This window comes from Streptomyces sp. NPDC015661 (genome assembly GCF_043077765.1).
Lineage (GTDB): Bacteria > Actinomycetota > Actinomycetes > Streptomycetales > Streptomycetaceae > Streptomyces.
The window spans coordinates 1-18,495 of sequence record NZ_JBIBST010000013.1; the positions used below are offsets into that span (position 1 = coordinate 1).

The window sequence follows — 18,495 nt, forward strand, 5'->3', positions numbered from 1 at the left end:
ACGGGTAGTGGCGTCTGGTCGCCTCCCGCCTGGGGGGTTACCCTTTCACGGTGTTATAGCAACGGGCCGGGTGGGGGCTGGTGGCCTTCCGCCCCGCCGCGGCCGCCGGTCCCGTCCCTGTGCACCACGACACCCCGAACCGCACGCCCGGGGACAGCCACCACCCCCCGGACCCGATCACCGCGCACCGCGCGGACGGAGGAATCCACCCGATGAAGTTCACCGACGGCTACTGGCTGATGCGTCCGGGTGCCACCGCGCGCTACGCCGCCGAGGTCGCGGACGTCCGTTCCGACGAACACCGGATCACGCTCTACGCGCCCGTGCGGCACGTACGCGGGCGCGGTGACACGATCAACAGCCCGTTGCTCACCGTCGATTGCTGGTCACCGGCCGAGGGCGTGATCGGCGTGCGCGTCACCCACCACGCGGGTTCGGTGCGGCGGGGACCGGAGTTCGCGCTGCCCGGTGCGGAGGAGGGCGCCGGAAAGGCGCACCGGGACGGCGAGGTGGTCGAGCTCAGCTCCGGTGACCTGACCCTGCGGGTGGACACCTCCGGGCCGTGGCGCCTGGAGTTCAGCGCCGGCGGGCAGGTGCTGACCTCCGTGGGGGAACGCGGCACCGGCTTCGTCACCGATGCCGACGGCAGGCACTTCATGCTCGGACAACTCTCGCTGGGCGTCGGCGAGTTGGTCTACGGCCTCGGAGAGCGGTTCACGCCGTTCGTCAGGAACGGCCAGACGGTGGACATCTGGCAGGCCGACGGCGGCACCAGCAGCGAACAGGCCTACAAGAACGTCCCCTTCCATCTGACCAACCGGGGCTACGGCGTCTTCGTCAACCACCCCGGCAAGGTCAGCTACGAGGTCGGCTCCGAAGCGGTGGGCCAGGTGCAGTTCAGCGTCGAGGACCAGTCGCTGGAGTACTTCGTCGTCCACGGCCCGACACCCAAGCAGATCCTGGAGCGCTACACCGCGCTCACCGGCCGCCCCGCCCTGCCCCCGGCCTGGGCACTCGGGCTCTGGCTGACCACCTCCTTCACCACCGACTACGACGAGGCCACCGTCAACCGCTTCGTCGGCGGCATGGCCGAGCACGGCATCCCCCTGAGCGTCTTCCACCTCGACTGCTTCTGGATGCGCGCGTACCAGTGGTGCGACTTCGCGTGGGACGCCGACACCTTCCCGGACCCGGCCGGCATGCTGACCCGGCTCAAGGAGCGGGGCCTGCGGATCTCCGCCTGGCTCAACCCGTACATCGCCCAGAAATCGGCCATGTTCGAGGAGGGCATGCGCCAGGGGTACCTGGTGCGCCGCCCGGAGGGGAGCGTCTGGCAGTGGGACCTGTGGCAGCCCGGGATGGCGCTGGTGGACTTCACCAACCCCGCCGCCCGCGACTGGTTCCTCGGAAAACTGCGCACCCTCCTGGACCAGGGGGTGGACTGCTTCAAGACCGACTTCGGCGAGCGCATCCCCACCGACGTGGTCTGGCACGACGGCTCCGACCCGGAGCGGATGCACAACTACTACACCCACCTCTACAACCGGGCCGTCTTCGAGCTGCTCCGTGAGGTACGCGGGGAGGGCGAGGCACTGCTCTTCGCCCGCTCCGCCACCGCCGGCGGCCAGCAGTACCCGGTGCACTGGGGCGGCGACTGCGAGTCGCACTTCACCGCCATGGCGGAGTCGCTGCGCGGCGGTCTCTCCCTCGGCCTCTCCGGCTTCGGATTCTGGAGCCACGACATCGGCGGCTTCGAGGGCACCCCGACGCCCACCGTCTTCAAGCGCTGGGTGCAGTTCGGTCTCCTCTCCTCGCACAGCCGCCTGCACGGCAGCAAGTCGTACCGCGTCCCCTGGGACTACGGGGAGGAGGCCGTCGAGATCACCCGCGAGTTCACCCTCCTCAAGCACCGCCTCGCCCCCTACCTCCAGCGCGCCGCCCAACAGGCGCACGGCACCGGAGTCCCGGTCATGCGGGCCATGGTCCTGGAGTTCCCCGACGATCCCGCCGTCGGTGCGCTCGACCGTCAGTACATGCTGGGCGACGACCTGCTCGTCGCCCCGGTCTTCACGGACGACGGCACGGTCGAGTACTACGTGCCCGAGGGGCCGTGGACGAACGTCCTGACCGGGGCCCGGATCGAAGGACCCCGCTGGGTCAGGGAGCAGCACGACTTCCACAGCCTGCCGCTGCTGGCCCGTCCCGACTCCGTCATCCCGCTCGGTGCCGACGACCAGCACCCCGTCTCCGCCTGGGCGGACGGGGTCGAGCTGCGGGTGCACGCCTTCGCGGACGGCGCCGAGCGCACCGTCGTCGTCCCGCGCACCGACGGCCCCGGCGAGTCGGCCCGCTTCCACCTGCGCCGTCGGGGCGACCGCCTCCTGGTGACCACCGACAGCCGGGCGCCGTGGTGCCTGCGGGCCGGCGGCCCGGACGGCACCCTCCACGCCCTGCCCGCCGACACCCTGGAGGCGGATCTCCCGTACCCGTCCTGAACCGGGTACGGGAGATCCGCCTCGGCGCTACCGCGCGGCGAAGACCCGCACGTCCCAGGCTCCGAGGCTCACCGGCCCGTCGGCCGGGATCGTGCTGCCGTCCAGGGCGTCGGCCAGATCCGCGGGTGCCTGGACCTCGACGGGCTGTCCGCTCCAGTTGTGCACCACATGGACCCGGCGCCCGTCCGGGGAGGTTCCGGTCGTCGCCGTGACGGACGCGGGGAGGTCTTCCCAGCCGCTGCGGGGCTCCGGCGCCAGCCAGGCGCTCAGCTCCCGGGCCAGGTCGCGTCCCGGGACGGTGCCGACGCAGGTCACCCGGCCGGCGCCGTGCCGGTGGGTGGTGAGGGCGGGCCAGCGGCCGAAGTGCGGGTGGTCGTACGCGGCGAGCACCGTGGCGTCGCCCACGGTGAGGCCGTCCACCCAGCGGGTCGCGGTCGCGCCGGCCGGGAGTGCCAGCGGACTGCCGGGCACGGTGAGCAGCGGGAGATCCGCCGTCAGGTTGCTGAACTCGTCGTACGACACCCCCGCCGCGGCCACCAGACGCCCCGGGCCCGGCTCGTGGCGGGCCAGGGCCTCGTGGTCGGCGTAGCCCGTACGAGGACCGAGGACGAGGTGCCCGCCGGCGTGGGCGTAGGCCGCGAACCAGTCGAGCAGGGAGTCCTCGGCGAGGTAGAGCCCGGGGACGACGAGCACGGGGTGGCGTCGCGCGGCGACGTCCGGTGCCGGGCCCTCCCGTTCGCCCCGGGCGTCGTGCAGCTGCCGGGCGTGCAGCACGCGCACCTGGCGGCCGGCCTCGAAGGCGCCGCGGTAGAAGGGGTCGAAGAGGCCGTGGTACGCGGAGGAGTCCGCGCCGCCGTCCGCCCTGGCCAGCGGCGGGTACTTCTGCATCAGCCACTTGCTGGGCAGCGAGTAGACCATGGTGATGTCGGCGTCCGGCTCGATCCCGGCGACCAGTTCCCCGGCCTTCTCGAACTCCGCTCCCAGCCCGGCGAGTTCGGCGTGGATCCGGCCCGGCCGGCCGCTGTGCGGCAGGATCCCGCCCCAGTAGGTCTCGGTGCCGAAGGGCAGGGTGTGCCAGTGCCAGTACTCGATCATCCGCGCGCCACGGGAGACGAGCGCCCAGGCGGCCTGCCGCCACTGGCCGTCGTAGGCCGGTCGGTTGTCCTCGGTGCCGCCGATGGCCTGGGCGTTGGTCTCGGTGATCAGGAACGGCTCCTGCCGGGAGGAGAAGATCCGGTCGGCCTGCTGGTAGAGGGCCCAGACACCCGTGGTCTTCCAGCCCTGCGTGTGGTCGTCGGGCGTGGGGTCGGGCAGGGCGAGGGCGTCCTGCATGTCGTAGTACGGGTTGCCCGCGGTGACGTCGAGGCTGTCGGTGAGCTCGTCGTCCTCGAGGGCGGGGTGGCCGTAGTGCAGGCAGCTGGTGACGAACTGGTCGGGGCCGGCGTACTCGCGCACGATGTCGGCCTGCCAGGCGATGAACTCGCTGGTCTGCCGGGCCAGGAACGCCCGCCAGGCGACGTCGTACTGCGGCTGGGCGTTGCCGTCCGGGGTCCACAGGTCGGCCCAGGTGGAGAGCCGGTGCGACCAGTAGACCAGGCCCCATGCGCGGTTGAGGGTCTCCACGTCTCCGTACTTCCGGCGCAGGTCGTCGACGAACCGCTCGAAGACGCCCCGGTTGTGCGGGAGCCGGCAGCCGGGCTCGTTGTCCACCTGGTAGCCGATCACGGCCGGGTGGTCGGCGTAGCGGCCGAGGATGCGCCGGATCACACGTTCGGCGTGGAAACGGAACGCGGGATGGGTGAAGTCGACCTCCTGGCGGCCGCCCCAACGGGCGCTCTGCCCGGTGGCGTGGTCGGCGGCGATCTCCGGGTACTGGCGGGCCAGCCACGGCGGCACGGCGTACGTGGGGGTGCCGAGGACGACCGAGATGCCCCGGTCGTGGGCGGCGTCCAGGACCGGCCGCAGCCAGTCGAGGTCGAACCGGCCGTTCTCCGGCTCCCACGTGGACCAGACGGACTCGCCGACCCGGATGACGGTGAACTGCGCCTCCGCCATCAGATCGAGGTCTTCCTCGAGCCTCTCGTGGGGCTGGTACTCGTGGTAGTACGCGGCGCCGAAGAGGACGCGCGGGGGGAGCGCTGGCATGCGGGATCCTCAGGGGAAGGACCCGGCCGCCGGGGGAGCGGCGGCCGGGTCGGGACGAGGGACGGTCAGCCGACGGTGCCGGTGACCGTGGTGCCGGACTTCGTGACGCGGTACGTGACGGTGGCGCCGCTGTAGAAGTGGAAGACCAGCGTCGCGGTCTCACCGTCGCGGAGCGCGTTCAGGTACTCGGGGGTCAGGACGATCGCGCCGTTCGGGTAGTCCGGCGAGAAGTGCCGGTTGAACTCCTGGTACGGGTTCCAGGTCAGCGGGCCGGCGGTGGTGCCGTCGGCGTAGGTGGAGTGCATGGCCGCCAGGTCGTCACCCCGGTACTGGGTGGGGATGGCGAACGACTCGTTGGTGCCGGTGGCGTTCGCCGCCACCGGGGTGTCCTGGGTGACGATGTCGATGTTCCAGGGAAGGCCGCGGGAGAACCGGGCCTGGACCGTCGTGTTGACGCCGTAGGCGCGGTTGCCGACCAGCCGGGTGAGCCCCGTGGTGGTGAAGGTGAGCTGGGCGCCCGCGAGGGTGTAGTCCCGGCCGTAGACCAGTGCGGTGTTGCCCTGCCACAGGCCCTGGAAGCTGGTGCCGTTCCGGTTCAGGGTCAGCGAATGTGCGGTGATCGGGCTGGACTTCGGCACGTAGACCTTGTCGAAGGAGGCGGTGCCCGAGCGGGTGGTCCAGCTCGACCTGATCCAGTCCATCAGGGCCGGGTCGCGCCACTGCAGGGTGTCGCGGTTCAGGTAGGCGAACGGATCCCACAGGGCGGTGGTGACGCCGGCCGTGCGCGCCGCGTAGTTGACGTGCTCGTAGTACTTCAGCGCCTCGCCCCGCTCGATCCGGGACGGGTGGAAGTGGTCCGGGTAGCTCAGCAGACCGTACTCGCCGACGTAGACCGGGATGCCCCTGGCGGCGAACGTGCTGCGCATGTTGGCGAAGGTGTCGTCCGTGTTCTTCTGCGCGGTGGCGTCGTAGTGGGTGCCGCCCGCCGCGTTGACGCTGAACGGGTACCAGCCGTAGAAGTGGACCTGCGCGATGAGCTGACTGTCGTTCAGCCCGGTGATCGTGGTGTACAGATCGTTCATGTAGGCCTGGTCGGGGCTGCCGGCCGGCGTGGTCAGGCTCAGCAGACGGCTCGCGTTCGTGCCGCCCGAGGCGCGGACCACGGAGCGGAACGAGGTCTGCAGCTCCCGCAGGTACTGGGACTTCTGCGCGTCCGTGGCGCCCGCGAAGCTCGGCTCGTTGATGCCCTCGAATACCAGGGTGCGCGGCGCGTCCCGGAAGGCCGTGGAGATCTGGGTCCAGGTGGAGTTGAAGCGGGCCATCACGTTGTCGTGGTCGGTCGTGATCTTCTCGACCCACATCCACGAGTCGTGGTGCACGTTGAGCACCACGTACAGGCCGTCGGCCAGGGCCCAGTCGACGATCTGCTTGACCCGGGCCATGTACGTGGCGTCGATGGTGTACGGCGCGGTGGCGGACTGGTGGTCGGTCCAGGTCACCGGGACGCGGACGCTGCGGAAGCCGGAGGCGGCGATGGTGTCGAAGGTCGCCTTGGTGGTCTGCCCGTTGCCCCAGGAGCCCTCGTTCGGGATGGCGTCCAGGGTGTTGCCGAGGTTCCAGCTGGGCTGCATGGCGGCCACGGCGTCCATGGCGGAGGCCGGGACCGACACCGGCCGCGCCGGCTTCCTGGCGTCGTCGGCCGCGGCGAACGTGGTTCCGCCGGACAGCCCCAGCATGACGAGCAGCGCCAGCAGGAGGGCGGCCAGGCGCCCTGGGCCCCGGCTGCGGTGAGGTGAGGGTTGCCGTATGTCCTTCATGGATCGTTCCTCTCGTGGGGGTCGGGCCTCTTGGCCGTTCGGGTGTTGATCCACGTCGTGGTCGGGCGGCGACAAGGCGCCTTCGCTCTTCTTCCGGAAGCGTCGAAGCGCTTCACTGGCAGGCGAAAGTAACGGACAAGTTTCATGCGAAACAAGGGTTCTGACAGCGCGAAAGTTTCTTCATCGAGGTGATGAACGGCCTTGAGGGCCGATGACCAGTGTCGATGCGCTTCGACGACATCGGATCCCGGCGTCGACGCAGGCCGGGCGAGGTGGCCGGCGCCGGCCTCGCTCAGGAGGTCGTTCCGGTGACCGTGCCACCCGACTTGGTCACGTAGTGCGTCACGGTGCTTGCGCTCCAGAAGTGGAACTTCAGCTGCACGCGCGCGCCGTCCTCTGGCGGTCCTGGGCGCGAGCGAACTGTCCTTGACGGGGCCGGACTTCGGCACGAAGACGTTGCCGGTGGAGGCCGTGGTCGAGTGGGTCGTCCCACTCGACTTGATCCGGCGGAACAGACCGGGGTCCTTCCACTGGCCCTTGCCGCGGTCGAAGAAGGAGCCCGAGCCTGCGCCTGCGGTGCCGCGGGGCCTGCTGCTTGTTCCTTGCTCATCCGTTCTGGAAGTGCGAGCTGCTTGCCTCCTCTGGTTGCCGCGAACGGGAGAAAGGTTGCCGTTGTGGCAAGGAAAGTTTCGACGGGTCAGCAGTCGGCGATGGGGATCCGGGGGCGTCTCCAGGGGGTCCTACCGCTCTTGAAGCGGGGCTGCTGCTCCAACTGGGCCTCGGTGGCGCTGACTTGGCAAGGTGGGGCAGTGGATTTGTTCTGAACGAAACAATAGGATCTACGGAAAGAAACTTTCTCCGGACTCTCAGCCGCGCCGCCCCGGAGTCCTCGCGGCCACCGCCCTGGCTTCCCGTCAACTCTTCGTCCGCAGGAGACCTCATGCCGCTCACCGACTTCGAGTCGGCCGAACTCACCGGGTACCGCCCGGAGTTGCCCGAACCGAAGGACTTCGACACGTTCTGGGGGGACACCCTCGCCGAGGCCCGGTCCTACGACGGGACCGTCACATCCGAACGCGTCACCTCCGCGCACCTGCTGCACACCGTGGAGGTCGACGACGTCCGCTTCCCGGGCTGGAACGGCGAACCGGTGGCCGCCTGGCTGCTGCGCCCGCGCGGCGCGGACGGACCGCTGCCCGTCGTCGTCACGTACATCGGCTACAGCGGCGGCCGCGGTCTGCCCACCGACCACCTGTTCTGGTCGGCCGCCGGCTACGCCCAGCTCGTCGTCGACAGCAGGGGTCAGGGCCACGACACCCCGGACCGGACGGCGGGCGGCGGCACGCAGTGGGCCGGCGGATTCATGACCCGCGGCATCGACTCGCCCGAGAACTACTACTACCGGCGGCTGATCGCCGACTGTGTGCGCGCCGTGGACGCGGTAGCGGAACTGCCCGGCCTCGACCCCCGCGGGATCGTGGTGGCCGGAGGCAGCCAGGGCGGCGGTCTGGCCCTCGCCGTCGCCGGTCTCGTGGGGGACGGCGTGGCGGCGGCGCTGCCGGACGTTCCGTTCCTGTGCCACTTCCGCCGGGCCGTGCAGATCACCGGGGAGGGTCCGTACCCGGAGATCGTCGAGTACCTGCGGTGGCACAGCCGCGACCGCGTGGAGTCGACCTTCGCCACCCTCGACCACTTCGACGGCGTCCACTTCGCCCGACGGGCGACCGCACCGGCGCTGTTCAGCGTCGGTCTGATGGACCCCGTCTGCCCGCCCTCGACGGTCTACGCCGCCTTCAACCACTACCGGGGGCGGGACCGCACCATGACCGTCTGGCCCTTCGGGGACCACGGCGGCGGCTGCGGCTCCAACCCGCCGGTCCAACTGGCCTGGCTGCGTGAGCGCGGCCTCGCTCCGGAGCTCTGACCGGCGGCGAAGCGAGGGTCCTCGCGGAACTCAGCGGTTGAGGGGCAGCCGCGGTGCCGCATCGCGGGCCGGCGTGTGCGCCTGGTCGGGCCACCAGGCGCCGGCGGGCGGGTCGACGATGCCGTACTCGGGGTCGATCGTGTCGGCGGTGTCGGCGGTGTCGGCGGTGGGGCGCGGGCCGAGGCCGCGGCCGGGCGCGTTGCACCCGCCGGCAGCGCACCCCGAAGGCCAGTGCCCGCTGGTACGCCAGGGCCATCGCCGCGAACGCGGTACCCGGCGGCGAGTGGGGCTTCGGGGTGCGCGGCGTGTCAGGTGCGGGTCCAGCGCTGGTTGCTGCCGCCCCAGCAGGAGTAGAGCTGGATCAGGGTGCCGTTGGCGGTGCCGTTGGCCGCGGCGTCGAGGCAGAGGCCGGACTGGACGCCGACGATGGAGCCGTCGGAGTTGAGGCGCCACTTCTGGTTGTCGCCACCCCAGCAGCTGTAGATCTGGACCTTGGCGCCGTTGCCGGTGCCGGCGGCGTCCAGGCACTTGTCCCCGTAGACCCTGAGCTCGCCTTCGGCGGTGGAGGTCCACTGCTGGTTGGTGCGGTTGTTGCAGTCCCACAGGTTGAGCTGGGTGCCGTCGGTGGTGGCGGCGCCGGGCACGTCCAGGCAGCGCCCCGAAGCGACGCCCTTGATCTGCCCGGAGCCGGGCGTGGGGGTCGGGGTGGGGGAGACGGCGTTGAGCGCGTTGAGGACGGAGGTGTAGGCGGGCTTCTTGCTGCCGTCGCCGTTGAACAGCAGCGGCGTCTGGTCCGCTCGCCAGGAGTCGGTGTCGCGCACGCCCCAGACGGTGATGCCGAGGCAGCGCGGGACGGCCAGGCAGTCGTTGGTCACGTTGGCGTAGGTCGTGGCCGAGGCGCCCTGGATGTCGAGTTCGGTGACGGCCACATCGACGCCGAGGGCGGCGAAACTCTGCAGGGTGGTACGGAAGTTGCTGTTGTAGGCGCTGTCGCTGTTGAAGTGCGACTGGAAGCCGACGCAGTCGATCGGCACGCCGCGCTGCTTGAAGTCCCGGACCATGGCGTACACGGCCTGCGTCTTGGCCCAGGTCCAGTTCTCCACGTTGTAGTCGTTGTAGCAGAGCTTGGCGGCCGGGTCGGCGGCGCGCGCGGTGCGGAAGGCGACCTCGATCCAGTCGTTCCCGGAGCGCTGCAGGTTCGAGTCGCGCCGGGCTCCCGAGGTGCCGTCGGCGAAGGCCTCGTTCACGACGTCCCACTGGGCGATCTTGCCCTTGTAGTGGGCCATCACGCCGTTGATGTGGTTGATCATCGCCTGGCGCAGCGTGCTGCCGCTGAGGCTCTGCATCCAGCCGGGCTGCTGGGAGTGCCAGGCCAGGGTGTGGCCGCGCACCTGCTTGCCGTTCTGCACCGCCCAGTTGTAGACGCGGTCTCCGGCGGTGAAGTCGAACCGGCCCTGCTGGGGTTCGGTGGCGTCGATCTTCATCTCGTTCTCGGGCGTCACCGAGTTGAACTCGCGGCCCGCGATCGTCGTGTACGCCGAGTCGTTGAGCCGGCCCGAGGCGATGGCGGTTCCGAAGTAGCGGCCGCTCTGTGCCGCCGCGCCGCCGAGCGTGCTCTCGGCGGCGTGAGAGGTGTGCGGTGCCACCAGCACGGCGGCCGGGCCGAGGATGCCGACGACCAGGGCCGTGCACAGGCCTCGTATCTTCCGGCGGACGGTGGTCGGGGGAAGGGCCGTTAAGCGCATGACTGAGCCTCCAGGAGCAAATCACGGAAGAATGGGCGCGCGGCAGAATGCATCCGCGTCAGCGGCGCGTTCGCGGTGCTTTTGCGTCCATCGACAAAGGACGCCGGCCGTCAGGGCCTCGGAACTCAGTGTGGAAATGCGACAGAAACATGTCAACGGTTTCGAAGGTGTTTCGATAATCCGTCCTCCGAAAGAATTTCGGGGATCGGATGAAAGGGGGTCGCTTTCGGTCGGGCGGAGAAGGATTCGGGAGAGCGGGAATTCAACTCCCTGTCGGTGTGGTCATGGAACCGCCACGATCTCCACCGGCACGGACAGCACCCGGTCGGCCGACGGGTGACGCACGGGGCCGTCCAGGGTGAAGGTGCCCCGCAGGGGAAGATCGCCGCTGGACCGTCCGACGGCCACGCCGATCACCCCGGGCTCCACTCTTCTGCGCAGGTCGAGACCGGTGAACGAGGTCCGGTCGGCGTGGACGGAGAAGGTGATCCGGGCGGCCGCGCCCGGCTGCAGCTCGACCCTGCCGAATCCGGCGAGCCACCGCTGGGGCCGGACGACGGACGCCTCGGGGTCCGAGAGGTACAGCTGGACCACCTCGGTGCCGGTCACCTCGCCGACGTTGCGTACGGTGACCGCCACGGAGACGGCCCCGTCCGTCGGGGCGAGGGGATCCACCGACAGCTCCGAGTAGGTGAAACTGGTCCAGCTCAGCCCGTGTCCGAAGGGGAACAGCGGGGTCGGGTCCACCGAGCTCCAGTCGGTGTGCCCGCCGAGCCTGGAGCGCAGATAGGTGCCGGGCTGGCCGCCGACCCGGCGGGGGATGGAGACCGGCAGCCGCCCGGACGGTTCCGCGGCCCCGCTGATGATCCGGGCGAGCGCCGTACCGCCCTCCTCGCCGGGGAAGAAGGCCTGCACCACGGCCGCCGCACGATCGGCCAGCGAGCCGAGCGCGTACGGCCGTCCGGAGACGAGGACCAGGACGGTCGGCACTCCGGAGTCCAGGACGGCGGAGGCGAGTGCGGCCTGGTCGCCGGGCAGGTCGAGGGTCTCGGCGTCGCAGCCCTCTCCGGAGGTGCCCCGGCCGAACATGCCGGCCCGGTCTCCGAGCACCAGGACGTTCACCTCCGGATCGTCCGCCGTGACCGTGAACCCGGCAGCGGTGAGCGCCTCGCCCAGCGTCGGGATCTCGAGCCCGGGGTCGCCGGGCAGCGCGATGTGGTTGGGGAAGGAGTAGCAGCCGAGGAAGGACTGCGGGTCGTCGGCGTACGGGCCGCTGATCGCGACCCGGCACGGCCGCAGCGGCAGGATGCCGTCGTTGGCGAGCAGCACGGTGGAGCGTTCGGCCAGGAGCCTGGCCAGGGCCCGGTTCTCCGGCGGGTCGAGGTCGACCGGCTCGGGCTTGACGGGTTCCCAGCCGGGGTCGAGCAGGCCGAGTTCGGCCTTCTGCAGCAGGACCCGCTCCGCGGCCCGGTCGATGAGCTCCTCGCGTACGGTTCCGGCCCGCACGAGTTCCGTCAGCGGCTCGCCGTAGCAGCGGGCCGTGGGCAGCTCGACGTCGATGCCGGCGGTCAGCGCCAGCGCGCCGGCCCCGCCCCGCGAGCCGGCGACGCCGTGCCGGGTCTCCAGGAAGGAGACGGCGTAGTAGTCGGCGACGACCACACCGCTGAAACCGAGCTCGCCTCTGAGCAGTTCGGTCAGCAGCCGTTCGTCGGCGGCCACCGGGACGCCGTCCACGTCGGTGTAGCTGTTCATCACCGACCGGGCGCCCCCCTCGCGCAGCGCCCGTACGAAGGGCTCGACCAGCACGTCGGCGAACTCGCGCGGCCCCGAGGCGACGGGGGCCATGTTCCGCCCGCCGCGCGAGGCCGAGTACCCGGCGAAGTGCTTGAGCGTCGCCACGATCCCGGCGCCTTCGAGTCCCTGCACGTAGGCGGTGCCGATCGCTCCGACCAGACAGGGATCCTCGCCGATGCACTCCTCGGTCCTGCCCCACCGGTAGTCGCGGACCACGTCGAGGACCGGGGCCAGCCCCTGATGGACGCCGACCCGCCGCATCCCCGCACCGATGGCGGCGGCCATCCGGCGCACGAGCCCGGGATCGAAGGACGCTCCCCAGGCGAGCGGCCCGGGGAAGACCGTCGCGCCGAACGTCATGAACCCGGTCAGGCACTCCTCGTGAGCGACCGCAGGGATCCCGAACCGGCCGGCTTCGGTCACCTGCCGCTGGAGCGAGGCGAGCCGCTCCATCCCGGCTTCCGCGGTGATCGGCGCGGTGCCGTACACCCGGGTGAGCTGGCCGAGACCGTGGACGACGATGTCGTCGAGGCCGGGCGCGGACTCGCCGGAATCGTCCTCCATCGGCGCGACAGGTGCTCCCGGATCCGAGGGCAGGGCCCAGAAACCGGCGAGTTGCCCCGCCTTCTCCTCCAGCGTCATCCGTCTCAGCAGATCGGCGACCCGCTCGGACGCGGGCAGGAGGGGGTCACGCCAGGGCTCGGTCAAGGGGTTCTCCTAGAGGCGAGGAGGGGCGGTGGAGAGCCGGACCTTGAGTTCGGTCGAGAGCTCCATCCGGGGGCTGACCAGGGGCTGGTCTTCCAGAAGCTGGAACAGTGTGCGGGCGGCGAGCCGGCCCATCTCCTCCAGCGGCTGACGTACCGTCGTCAGTGGAGGGGACAGCCACTCGCCCATCGGCAGGTCGTCGAAGCCGACCACGCTGAGGTCCTGCGGGATGCTCAGTCCGCTCTGCCGGGCGGCTTCGTAGACGCCCATCGCCTGCTGGTCGCTGCCGGCGAAGATGGCCGTCGGCGGCTCGGGGAGCGCGAGCAGTTCGCGCGCGCACCGGAACCCGCCCTCGTGCTGGAAGTCGCCGAACCGGATCAGGTCGCGGTCGACCTCGATCCCGGCCCGCTCCAGGGCGGCCCGGTACCCGTCGATGCGGGCCTGGCTGCAGAGCATCTCCTTGCGTCCGCCGATCGTGGCGATCCGGCGGTGTCCCAGCTCCAGCAGGTGCTCGGTGGCGGCGAGGCCGCCCGCCCAGTTGGTCGCTCCGATGCTCGGCACGCCATTGCCCGGCAGGTCGATCGGATCGATGACGACCAGCGCCACCCCGGCCCGTTCGACCTGGGCGCGCTGGGCCTGGGTGACCGAGGCGGTGACGAGGATGACGCCGTCGCTGTGGTGCAGGACCGGCAGTGCGTCCCAGCTCGACGGCGTGGCCTCGCCCGGCGGGACGAGCGACACGACGGTGCCGACGCTCCGCTGGGCGCACTCGGCCTCGACGCCACGCAGGATCTCCACCGCCCAGGCGCTGTCCAGGCCGCCGATGATCAGGTCGACCAGGCCCGACCTGCGGGCTCTGGCCTGCCGGCCCGGCTGGAGGTAGTTGTGGGATCGCAGCAGGGTCTCGATCCGTTCGCGCGTCGCGGGTGCGACATCGGAGCGGCCGTTGATCACCTTGGACACGGTGGCCTGGGAGACCCCTGCCGCCGCGGCGATGACGGCCAGGGTCGGACGCTGCTCGCTCAACTTCTCTCCTCTGCGCGGACGCCTTCGACCGCCAAGTGCCGCAAACTTTTCGAAGAGTTTCCGGCCGGGTGACCGGCTTGTCAACCCCCGGAAGAAGCCGCCGCGTTGGGAATTTCTGTGACAGGTATTGACCGAGAAGCCATGCGTTCCTAGTTTGTGGCAGCGCCGAATTCGAGAATGTTACGAAACATTTTCGAGCTCGCATCGGCAACCCTCACCCCGGAGGTCCCATGGCCAGCATCCCCCCGAGCCGACGAAGCTTCCTGGCCTTCTCGGCCCTGACCGCACTGTCCGTCCCGCTGGCCGCGGCCTGCGGCGGTGGCGAATCGGGCGGCAGGCCGGCGGCCGACGGCAAAGTGACGTTCGAGTGGTGGAACATCGCCACGACGGAACCGGGCAAGTCCCTCTTCCCGCAGATAGCCTCGGCGTTCACGGCCGCTCACCCGAACATCGGGATCCGGACCACCTCGTTGGAGAACGAGGCGTTCAAGTCCAAGCTGACCGCCACCATCTCGTCCGGCAGACTCCCCGACGTCTTCCAGACCTGGGGCGGCGGTGTGCTGCAGCAGCAGGTCGACGCGGGCCTCGTCGAGGACCTCACCGACGCGCTCGGCTGGTCGTCCGAGCTCACCCCGGTGTCGCTGCAGGCCTATCAGATCGGGGGCCGGACCTACGGCGTGCCCTACGACATCGGCATGGTCGGCTTCTGGTACAACAAGAAGCTCTTCGCCAAGGCCGGGATCACCGCGCCCCCTGCCACCTGGACCGCGTTCCTCGAAGCGGTCGGGAAGCTCAAGACGGCGGGCATCACTCCGATCGCCCTCGCGGGCAAGGAGAAATGGCCGGGCCACTACTACTGGGCCTACCTCGCGATGCGCGTCGCGGGCCTCCCCGCACTGCAGAAGGCCGCCACCACCAAGGACTTCAACGGCGACGGCTTCGTCCGGGCCGGTGCCCACCTCAAGGAGCTCGTCGACCTCCAGCCGTTCCAGGCGGGCTTCCTCGGCGCCGGCTACGCCACCCCCGGCGGCCAGGCCGCGACCATGGGCAACGGCAAGGCCGCCATGGAACTGATGGGGCAGTGGGGACCGTCGGTGCAGAAGGACGCGGGCGCCGACCTCGGAGCGGACCTGGGCTTCTTCCCCTTCCCGACGGTCGACGGCGGAGCCGGCCAGGCCACGGAGGTGTTCGGCGGCGGCGGTGGCTTCGCACTGCGCAAGGGCGCCCCGAAGGAGGCGCTGGACTTCCTGAAGTTCTTCGTTCTGGAGAACGAGTCCAAGCTGCTGGCCTCCAACGGCTATCTGCCCGTGGTCAAGGGCGCCGAGAGCCAACTCACCGACACCAACAAGAAGGTGGTGGCCGACAGTCTGGTCAGGGCGACGGGCTTCCAGCTCTTCCTCGACCAGGCCTATCCGCCGGCGGTCGGCCAGGAGGTCAACGACAGCGTCGCCGACCTCATCGCGGGCAAGAAGACGCCCGAGCAGGTCACGCAGTCGATCACCGAGGCTGCGAAGGGTGCCTAGCTCCGTGGCCACCCCGACCAAGGGCCCGGTCAAGGACCCGGCCCAGGAGCGGACGGACGACGCCGTACCGGCGCGGCCGCCCGCCACGGCCCGGTCGTTCCCGCGCGAGCTGGGAAGCTGGGCGTCGATCGCCTGGTTCCTCGTCCCCGCTCTGGTCCTCTTCCTCGTCTTCGTCCTCGCCCCGATCGTCGTCGCCGTCCGCACCAGCTTCTTCAAGTGGGGCGGGATCGGCCCCATGGACGACTTCGTCGGCTTCGAGAACTACACGAAACTCCTCGCCGATCAGGTCTTCCTCGGGGACATGGGGCGCGGACTGTACATGATCGTCCTGTCGATCACGGTGCAGCTGCCCTTCGCGCTGTTCACCGCGGTCCTGCTCAACCAGAAGCTGCGCGGCCGGGCCGTCTACCGGATGCTGTTCTTCGCGCCGTACATCCTGTCCGAAGTGGTCACGGCGGTCCTCTTCACCATGATCTTCCTTCCCGGCGACGGCATGGCCGACCATCTCGTCGGCGCCCTGGGCCTGGAGGGGCTGCAGGGCAAATGGCTCGCCGAACCCTCGACGGTCATGCCGACCCTGTTCGTGGTCATGACCTGGAAGTACTTCGGCTTCCACATGATGCTCTTCCTCGCCGGCCTGCAGGGCATCCCGCGCGAGATCCTCGACGCCGCCTCCATCGACGGCGCCGGCGCCTGGCAGCGCTTCCGGTACGTGACGCTCCCGCTGCTCGGCCCGACGATCCGGATCAGCGTCTTCCTCTCGGTCATCGGGGCCATCCAGCTCTTCGACCTCGTCTGGGTCATGACCGCGGGCGGTCCCAACCACTCCTCCGAGACGATGGCGATCTCGATGTTCCAGTTCGGGTTCAAGCGCTACCAGGTCGGCTACGCCAGCGCGATCAGCGTGGTGCTGTTCCTGATCAGCCTGGTGTTCTCCCTCTTCTACCAGCGTTACGTGCTCCGCCGTGACCTGAGCGGGGCCGTCACCACGGGAGGTGACCGATGAACGCCCGCAGGGCGGTGCGCGGCCTGTCGATGCACGCCGTGGTCTGGCTGATCGCCGCCTTCGTCGCCGTGCCGCTGATCTACGCCGTGATCTCCGGGTTCAAGAGCACCGGAGAGCTGACGACCAATCCGTTCGGGCTTCCTGAGCACTGGAAGACCGCCAATTACACGGGCATTCTCGGCGACGGAATGTTCTGGCGGCAGATCGCCAACAGCGCGGGCATCGCGATCGGCACGACCCTCTGCACGGTGGCGGCCTCCGCCATGGCGGCGTACGTGCTGGCCCGCTACGCCTTCCGGGGCAGGGAGCTGTTCTACACGCTGTTCACGATCGGGCTGATGTTCCCGTTCGCCGTGGCAGTCCTGCCGCTCTTCCTGCTGCTGCGCACCTTCGACCTGCTCGACAACCCGCTCGGTGTGATCCTCCCGCAGGCCGCCTTCGGGCTCCCCATGACGATCGTCATCCTGCGCGGCTTCTTCCGGACCATCCCGGCGGAGATCGAGGAGGCGGCCGTCATGGACGGCTGCGGCAAGTTCCGCTTCTTCTGGAAGATCCTGCTGCCGATGGCGCGGCCGGCGCTCGGCACGGTCTCGGTGCTTGCGATCGTCGCGAGCTGGAACAACTTCTTCCTTCCGCTGCTGGTGTTCAACGACCCGAAATGGCAGACGATCCCCGTCGGCGTCCAGCAGTTCCAGGGCCAGTACTCGACCGACTACGCGCTCGTCCTCGCCTACATCGTGCTCGCCATGGTCCCCGCCCTCGCCTTCTACGCCGTCGCCGAGCGACAGCTGATCGGCGGCCTCACCGCGGGCGCCACCAAGGGCTGACCCGTCCCGCGAGACCTCCACTCCCGAGGAGACCTTGTGAAACGCCTGACCGCACTGACGGCCGTTCTGACGCTGGCGCTCACCTCGCAGGCCGCGGCCGACCCCGCACGACCCGCTGCCGACTTGGCGCGACCCGCCGCCGACCCCGCACGACCCGCCGCCGACCCCGCACGACCCGCCATCGACTTCCGTGCCGGACTCCAGCCCATCGACGGATTCGGCTTCTCGATGGCCTTCCAGCGGGCCGACCTGCTGCACGGCGCGCGCGGTCTCGGCCCGGCCAAGCAGCGCGAGGTGCTCGACCTGCTGTTCAGCAAGGAGAAGGGCGCGGGCCTCTCGATCCTGCGCCTGGGCATCGGGTCGTCGACCGACCGGGTCTACGACCACATGCCGACGATCCTGCCGACCGACCCCGGCGGGCCGGACGCCTCGCCGACGTACGTCTGGGACGGCTGGGACGGCGGCCAGGTCCGGCTCGCCAAGGAGGCCAAGGCCTACGGCGTCGAGCGGTTCTACGCCGACGCCTGGAGCGCCCCGGCCTTCATGAAGACCAACGGAAGCGAGAACAACGGCGGCGAGCTCCGGCCCGAATGGCGTCAGGCGTACGCGAACTACCTCGTCCAGTACGCGAAGTTCTACCGCCAGGAAGGCATCGGCATCACCGACCTGGGGTTCACCAACGAACCCGACTGGACGGCGACGTACGCCTCGATGCGGTTCACCCCGCAGCAGGCCGTCGACTTCCTCAAGGTGCTCGGGCCGACCGTGCGCGCGTCCGGACTGCGGACCGGGGTGGTCTGCTGCGACGCCGCGGGCTGGGACCGGCAGGTCGCCTACACCGAGGCCGTCGAGGCGGATCCCGCGGCCGACAAGGTCGTACGGACCGTCACCGGTCACCGCTACAGCGGCCCGACCGACGTCCCGCAACCGACCGACAAGCGCGTGTGGATGTCGGAGTGGTCACCGGACGGCTCCACCTGGAACGAGAACTGGGACGACGGCAGCGGCTACGACGGTCTCACCGTCGCGGCCGACATCCAGAACACCCTGACCGCCGGCCATGCCAACGCCTATGTCTACTGGACCGGTGCTTCCCTCGGCGCGACCCGTGGGCTCATCCAGCTCGCCAACCCGGGCGACGGCTACCGGGTGTCCAAGCGGTACTGGGCGCTGGCCGCCTTCAGCCGGTTCATCCGCCCCGGAGCCGTACGCGTGCCCGTCACGAACGCCGACCCGGCACTGCGGATCACGGCCTTCCGCAACACCGACGGCAGGCGCGTGATCGAGATCCTCAACACCGCGACCACCGAGCGCTCCACCGCCTTCTCCCTTCGCGGCGGGCACGACCAGCACCCCGACGGCTACGTCACCGACGAGACCCGCTCGATCACCCCGGCCGCCGACATCGTCTCCACGCACGGCACGACCCTCACGGCGACGCTCGCCCCGCGCGCGCTCACCACGATCATCCTCGACTGAACCGCCCAG

Annotated in this window: 12 protein-coding genes; 6 read left to right on the forward strand and 6 right to left on the reverse strand. The window is 70.2% G+C overall.

Annotated elements, in window-relative coordinates:
* Window positions 1–212 precede the first annotated feature (212 nt).
* The gene (yicI, locus tag ACF07V_RS30680; RefSeq protein ID WP_392158942.1) at window positions 213–2,495 is read left to right on the forward strand and encodes an alpha-xylosidase; all 2,283 of its coding nucleotides are present in this window, start codon (window positions 213–215) and stop codon (window positions 2,493–2,495) included.
* A gap of 27 nt (window positions 2,496–2,522) precedes the next feature.
* On the opposite strand, the gene ACF07V_RS30685 is transcribed toward yicI, so the two are convergent.
* The 3 genes from ACF07V_RS30685 to ACF07V_RS30695 all read right to left on the reverse strand — a co-directional run bounded on the left by ACF07V_RS30685 (window position 2,523) and on the right by ACF07V_RS30695 (window position 7,067).
* On the reverse strand, window positions 2,523–4,640 hold the full coding sequence (locus tag ACF07V_RS30685; RefSeq protein WP_392158943.1) for a beta-galactosidase: 2,118 nt from the start codon (window positions 4,638–4,640) through the stop codon (window positions 2,523–2,525).
* A 65-nt stretch (window positions 4,641–4,705) separates the two neighbouring features.
* A complete protein-coding gene (locus ACF07V_RS30690) occupies window positions 4,706–6,457 on the reverse strand; it encodes a cellulase family glycosylhydrolase (protein ID WP_392158944.1) in 1,752 nt (583 codons plus the stop codon).
* 292 nt (window positions 6,458–6,749) lie between these two features.
* Window positions 6,750–7,067: a hypothetical protein gene (locus ACF07V_RS30695; protein WP_392158945.1), complete on the reverse strand. Its 318-nt coding sequence runs from the start codon at window positions 7,065–7,067 to the stop codon at window positions 6,750–6,752.
* Between the two features lie 330 nt (window positions 7,068–7,397).
* On the opposite strand from ACF07V_RS30695, the gene ACF07V_RS30700 reads away from it, so the two are divergent.
* Window positions 7,398–8,381, forward strand: a complete 984-nt coding sequence (locus ACF07V_RS30700; protein WP_392158946.1) for an acetylxylan esterase — start codon at window positions 7,398–7,400, stop codon at window positions 8,379–8,381.
* Between the two features lie 308 nt (window positions 8,382–8,689).
* Here ACF07V_RS30700 and ACF07V_RS30705 read toward each other — a convergent pair whose 3' ends face one another.
* From ACF07V_RS30705 to ACF07V_RS30715, 3 genes are all read right to left on the reverse strand, one after another.
* The gene (locus tag ACF07V_RS30705; RefSeq protein WP_392158947.1) at window positions 8,690–10,126 is read right to left on the reverse strand and encodes an endo-1,4-beta-xylanase; all 1,437 of its coding nucleotides are present in this window, start codon (window positions 10,124–10,126) and stop codon (window positions 8,690–8,692) included.
* Window positions 10,127–10,408: 282 nt separating this feature from the next.
* Window positions 10,409–12,628: a glycoside hydrolase family 3 N-terminal domain-containing protein gene (locus tag ACF07V_RS30710; RefSeq protein ID WP_392158948.1), complete on the reverse strand. Its 2,220-nt coding sequence runs from the start codon at window positions 12,626–12,628 to the stop codon at window positions 10,409–10,411.
* Between the two features lie 9 nt (window positions 12,629–12,637).
* Complete coding sequence (locus tag ACF07V_RS30715; protein WP_392158949.1) at window positions 12,638–13,651, reverse strand: LacI family DNA-binding transcriptional regulator; 1,014 nt, start codon at window positions 13,649–13,651, stop codon at window positions 12,638–12,640.
* Window positions 13,652–13,881: 230 nt separating this feature from the next.
* On the opposite strand from ACF07V_RS30715, the gene ACF07V_RS30720 reads away from it, so the two are divergent.
* From ACF07V_RS30720 to ACF07V_RS30735, 4 genes are read left to right on the forward strand one after another with little or no spacing between them, the layout of a single operon-like run.
* Complete coding sequence (locus ACF07V_RS30720) at window positions 13,882–15,174, forward strand: extracellular solute-binding protein (RefSeq protein ID WP_392158950.1); 1,293 nt, start codon at window positions 13,882–13,884, stop codon at window positions 15,172–15,174.
* Window positions 15,175–15,178: 4 nt separating this feature from the next.
* Window positions 15,179–16,180 carry a carbohydrate ABC transporter permease gene (locus tag ACF07V_RS30725; RefSeq protein ID WP_392158951.1) on the forward strand — a complete coding sequence of 334 codons (1,002 nt, stop codon included), beginning with the start codon at window positions 15,179–15,181 and terminating at the stop codon, window positions 16,178–16,180.
* Window positions 16,177–17,007, forward strand: coding sequence for a carbohydrate ABC transporter permease (locus ACF07V_RS30730; RefSeq protein WP_392158952.1), 831 nt, complete (start codon window positions 16,177–16,179; stop codon window positions 17,005–17,007). The genes ACF07V_RS30725 and ACF07V_RS30730 overlap by 4 nt, the downstream gene beginning before the upstream one ends.
* A gap of 36 nt (window positions 17,008–17,043) precedes the next feature.
* On the forward strand, window positions 17,044–18,486 hold the full coding sequence (locus ACF07V_RS30735; RefSeq protein ID WP_392158953.1) for a glycoside hydrolase: 1,443 nt from the start codon (window positions 17,044–17,046) through the stop codon (window positions 18,484–18,486).
* Window positions 18,487–18,495 lie beyond the last annotated feature (9 nt).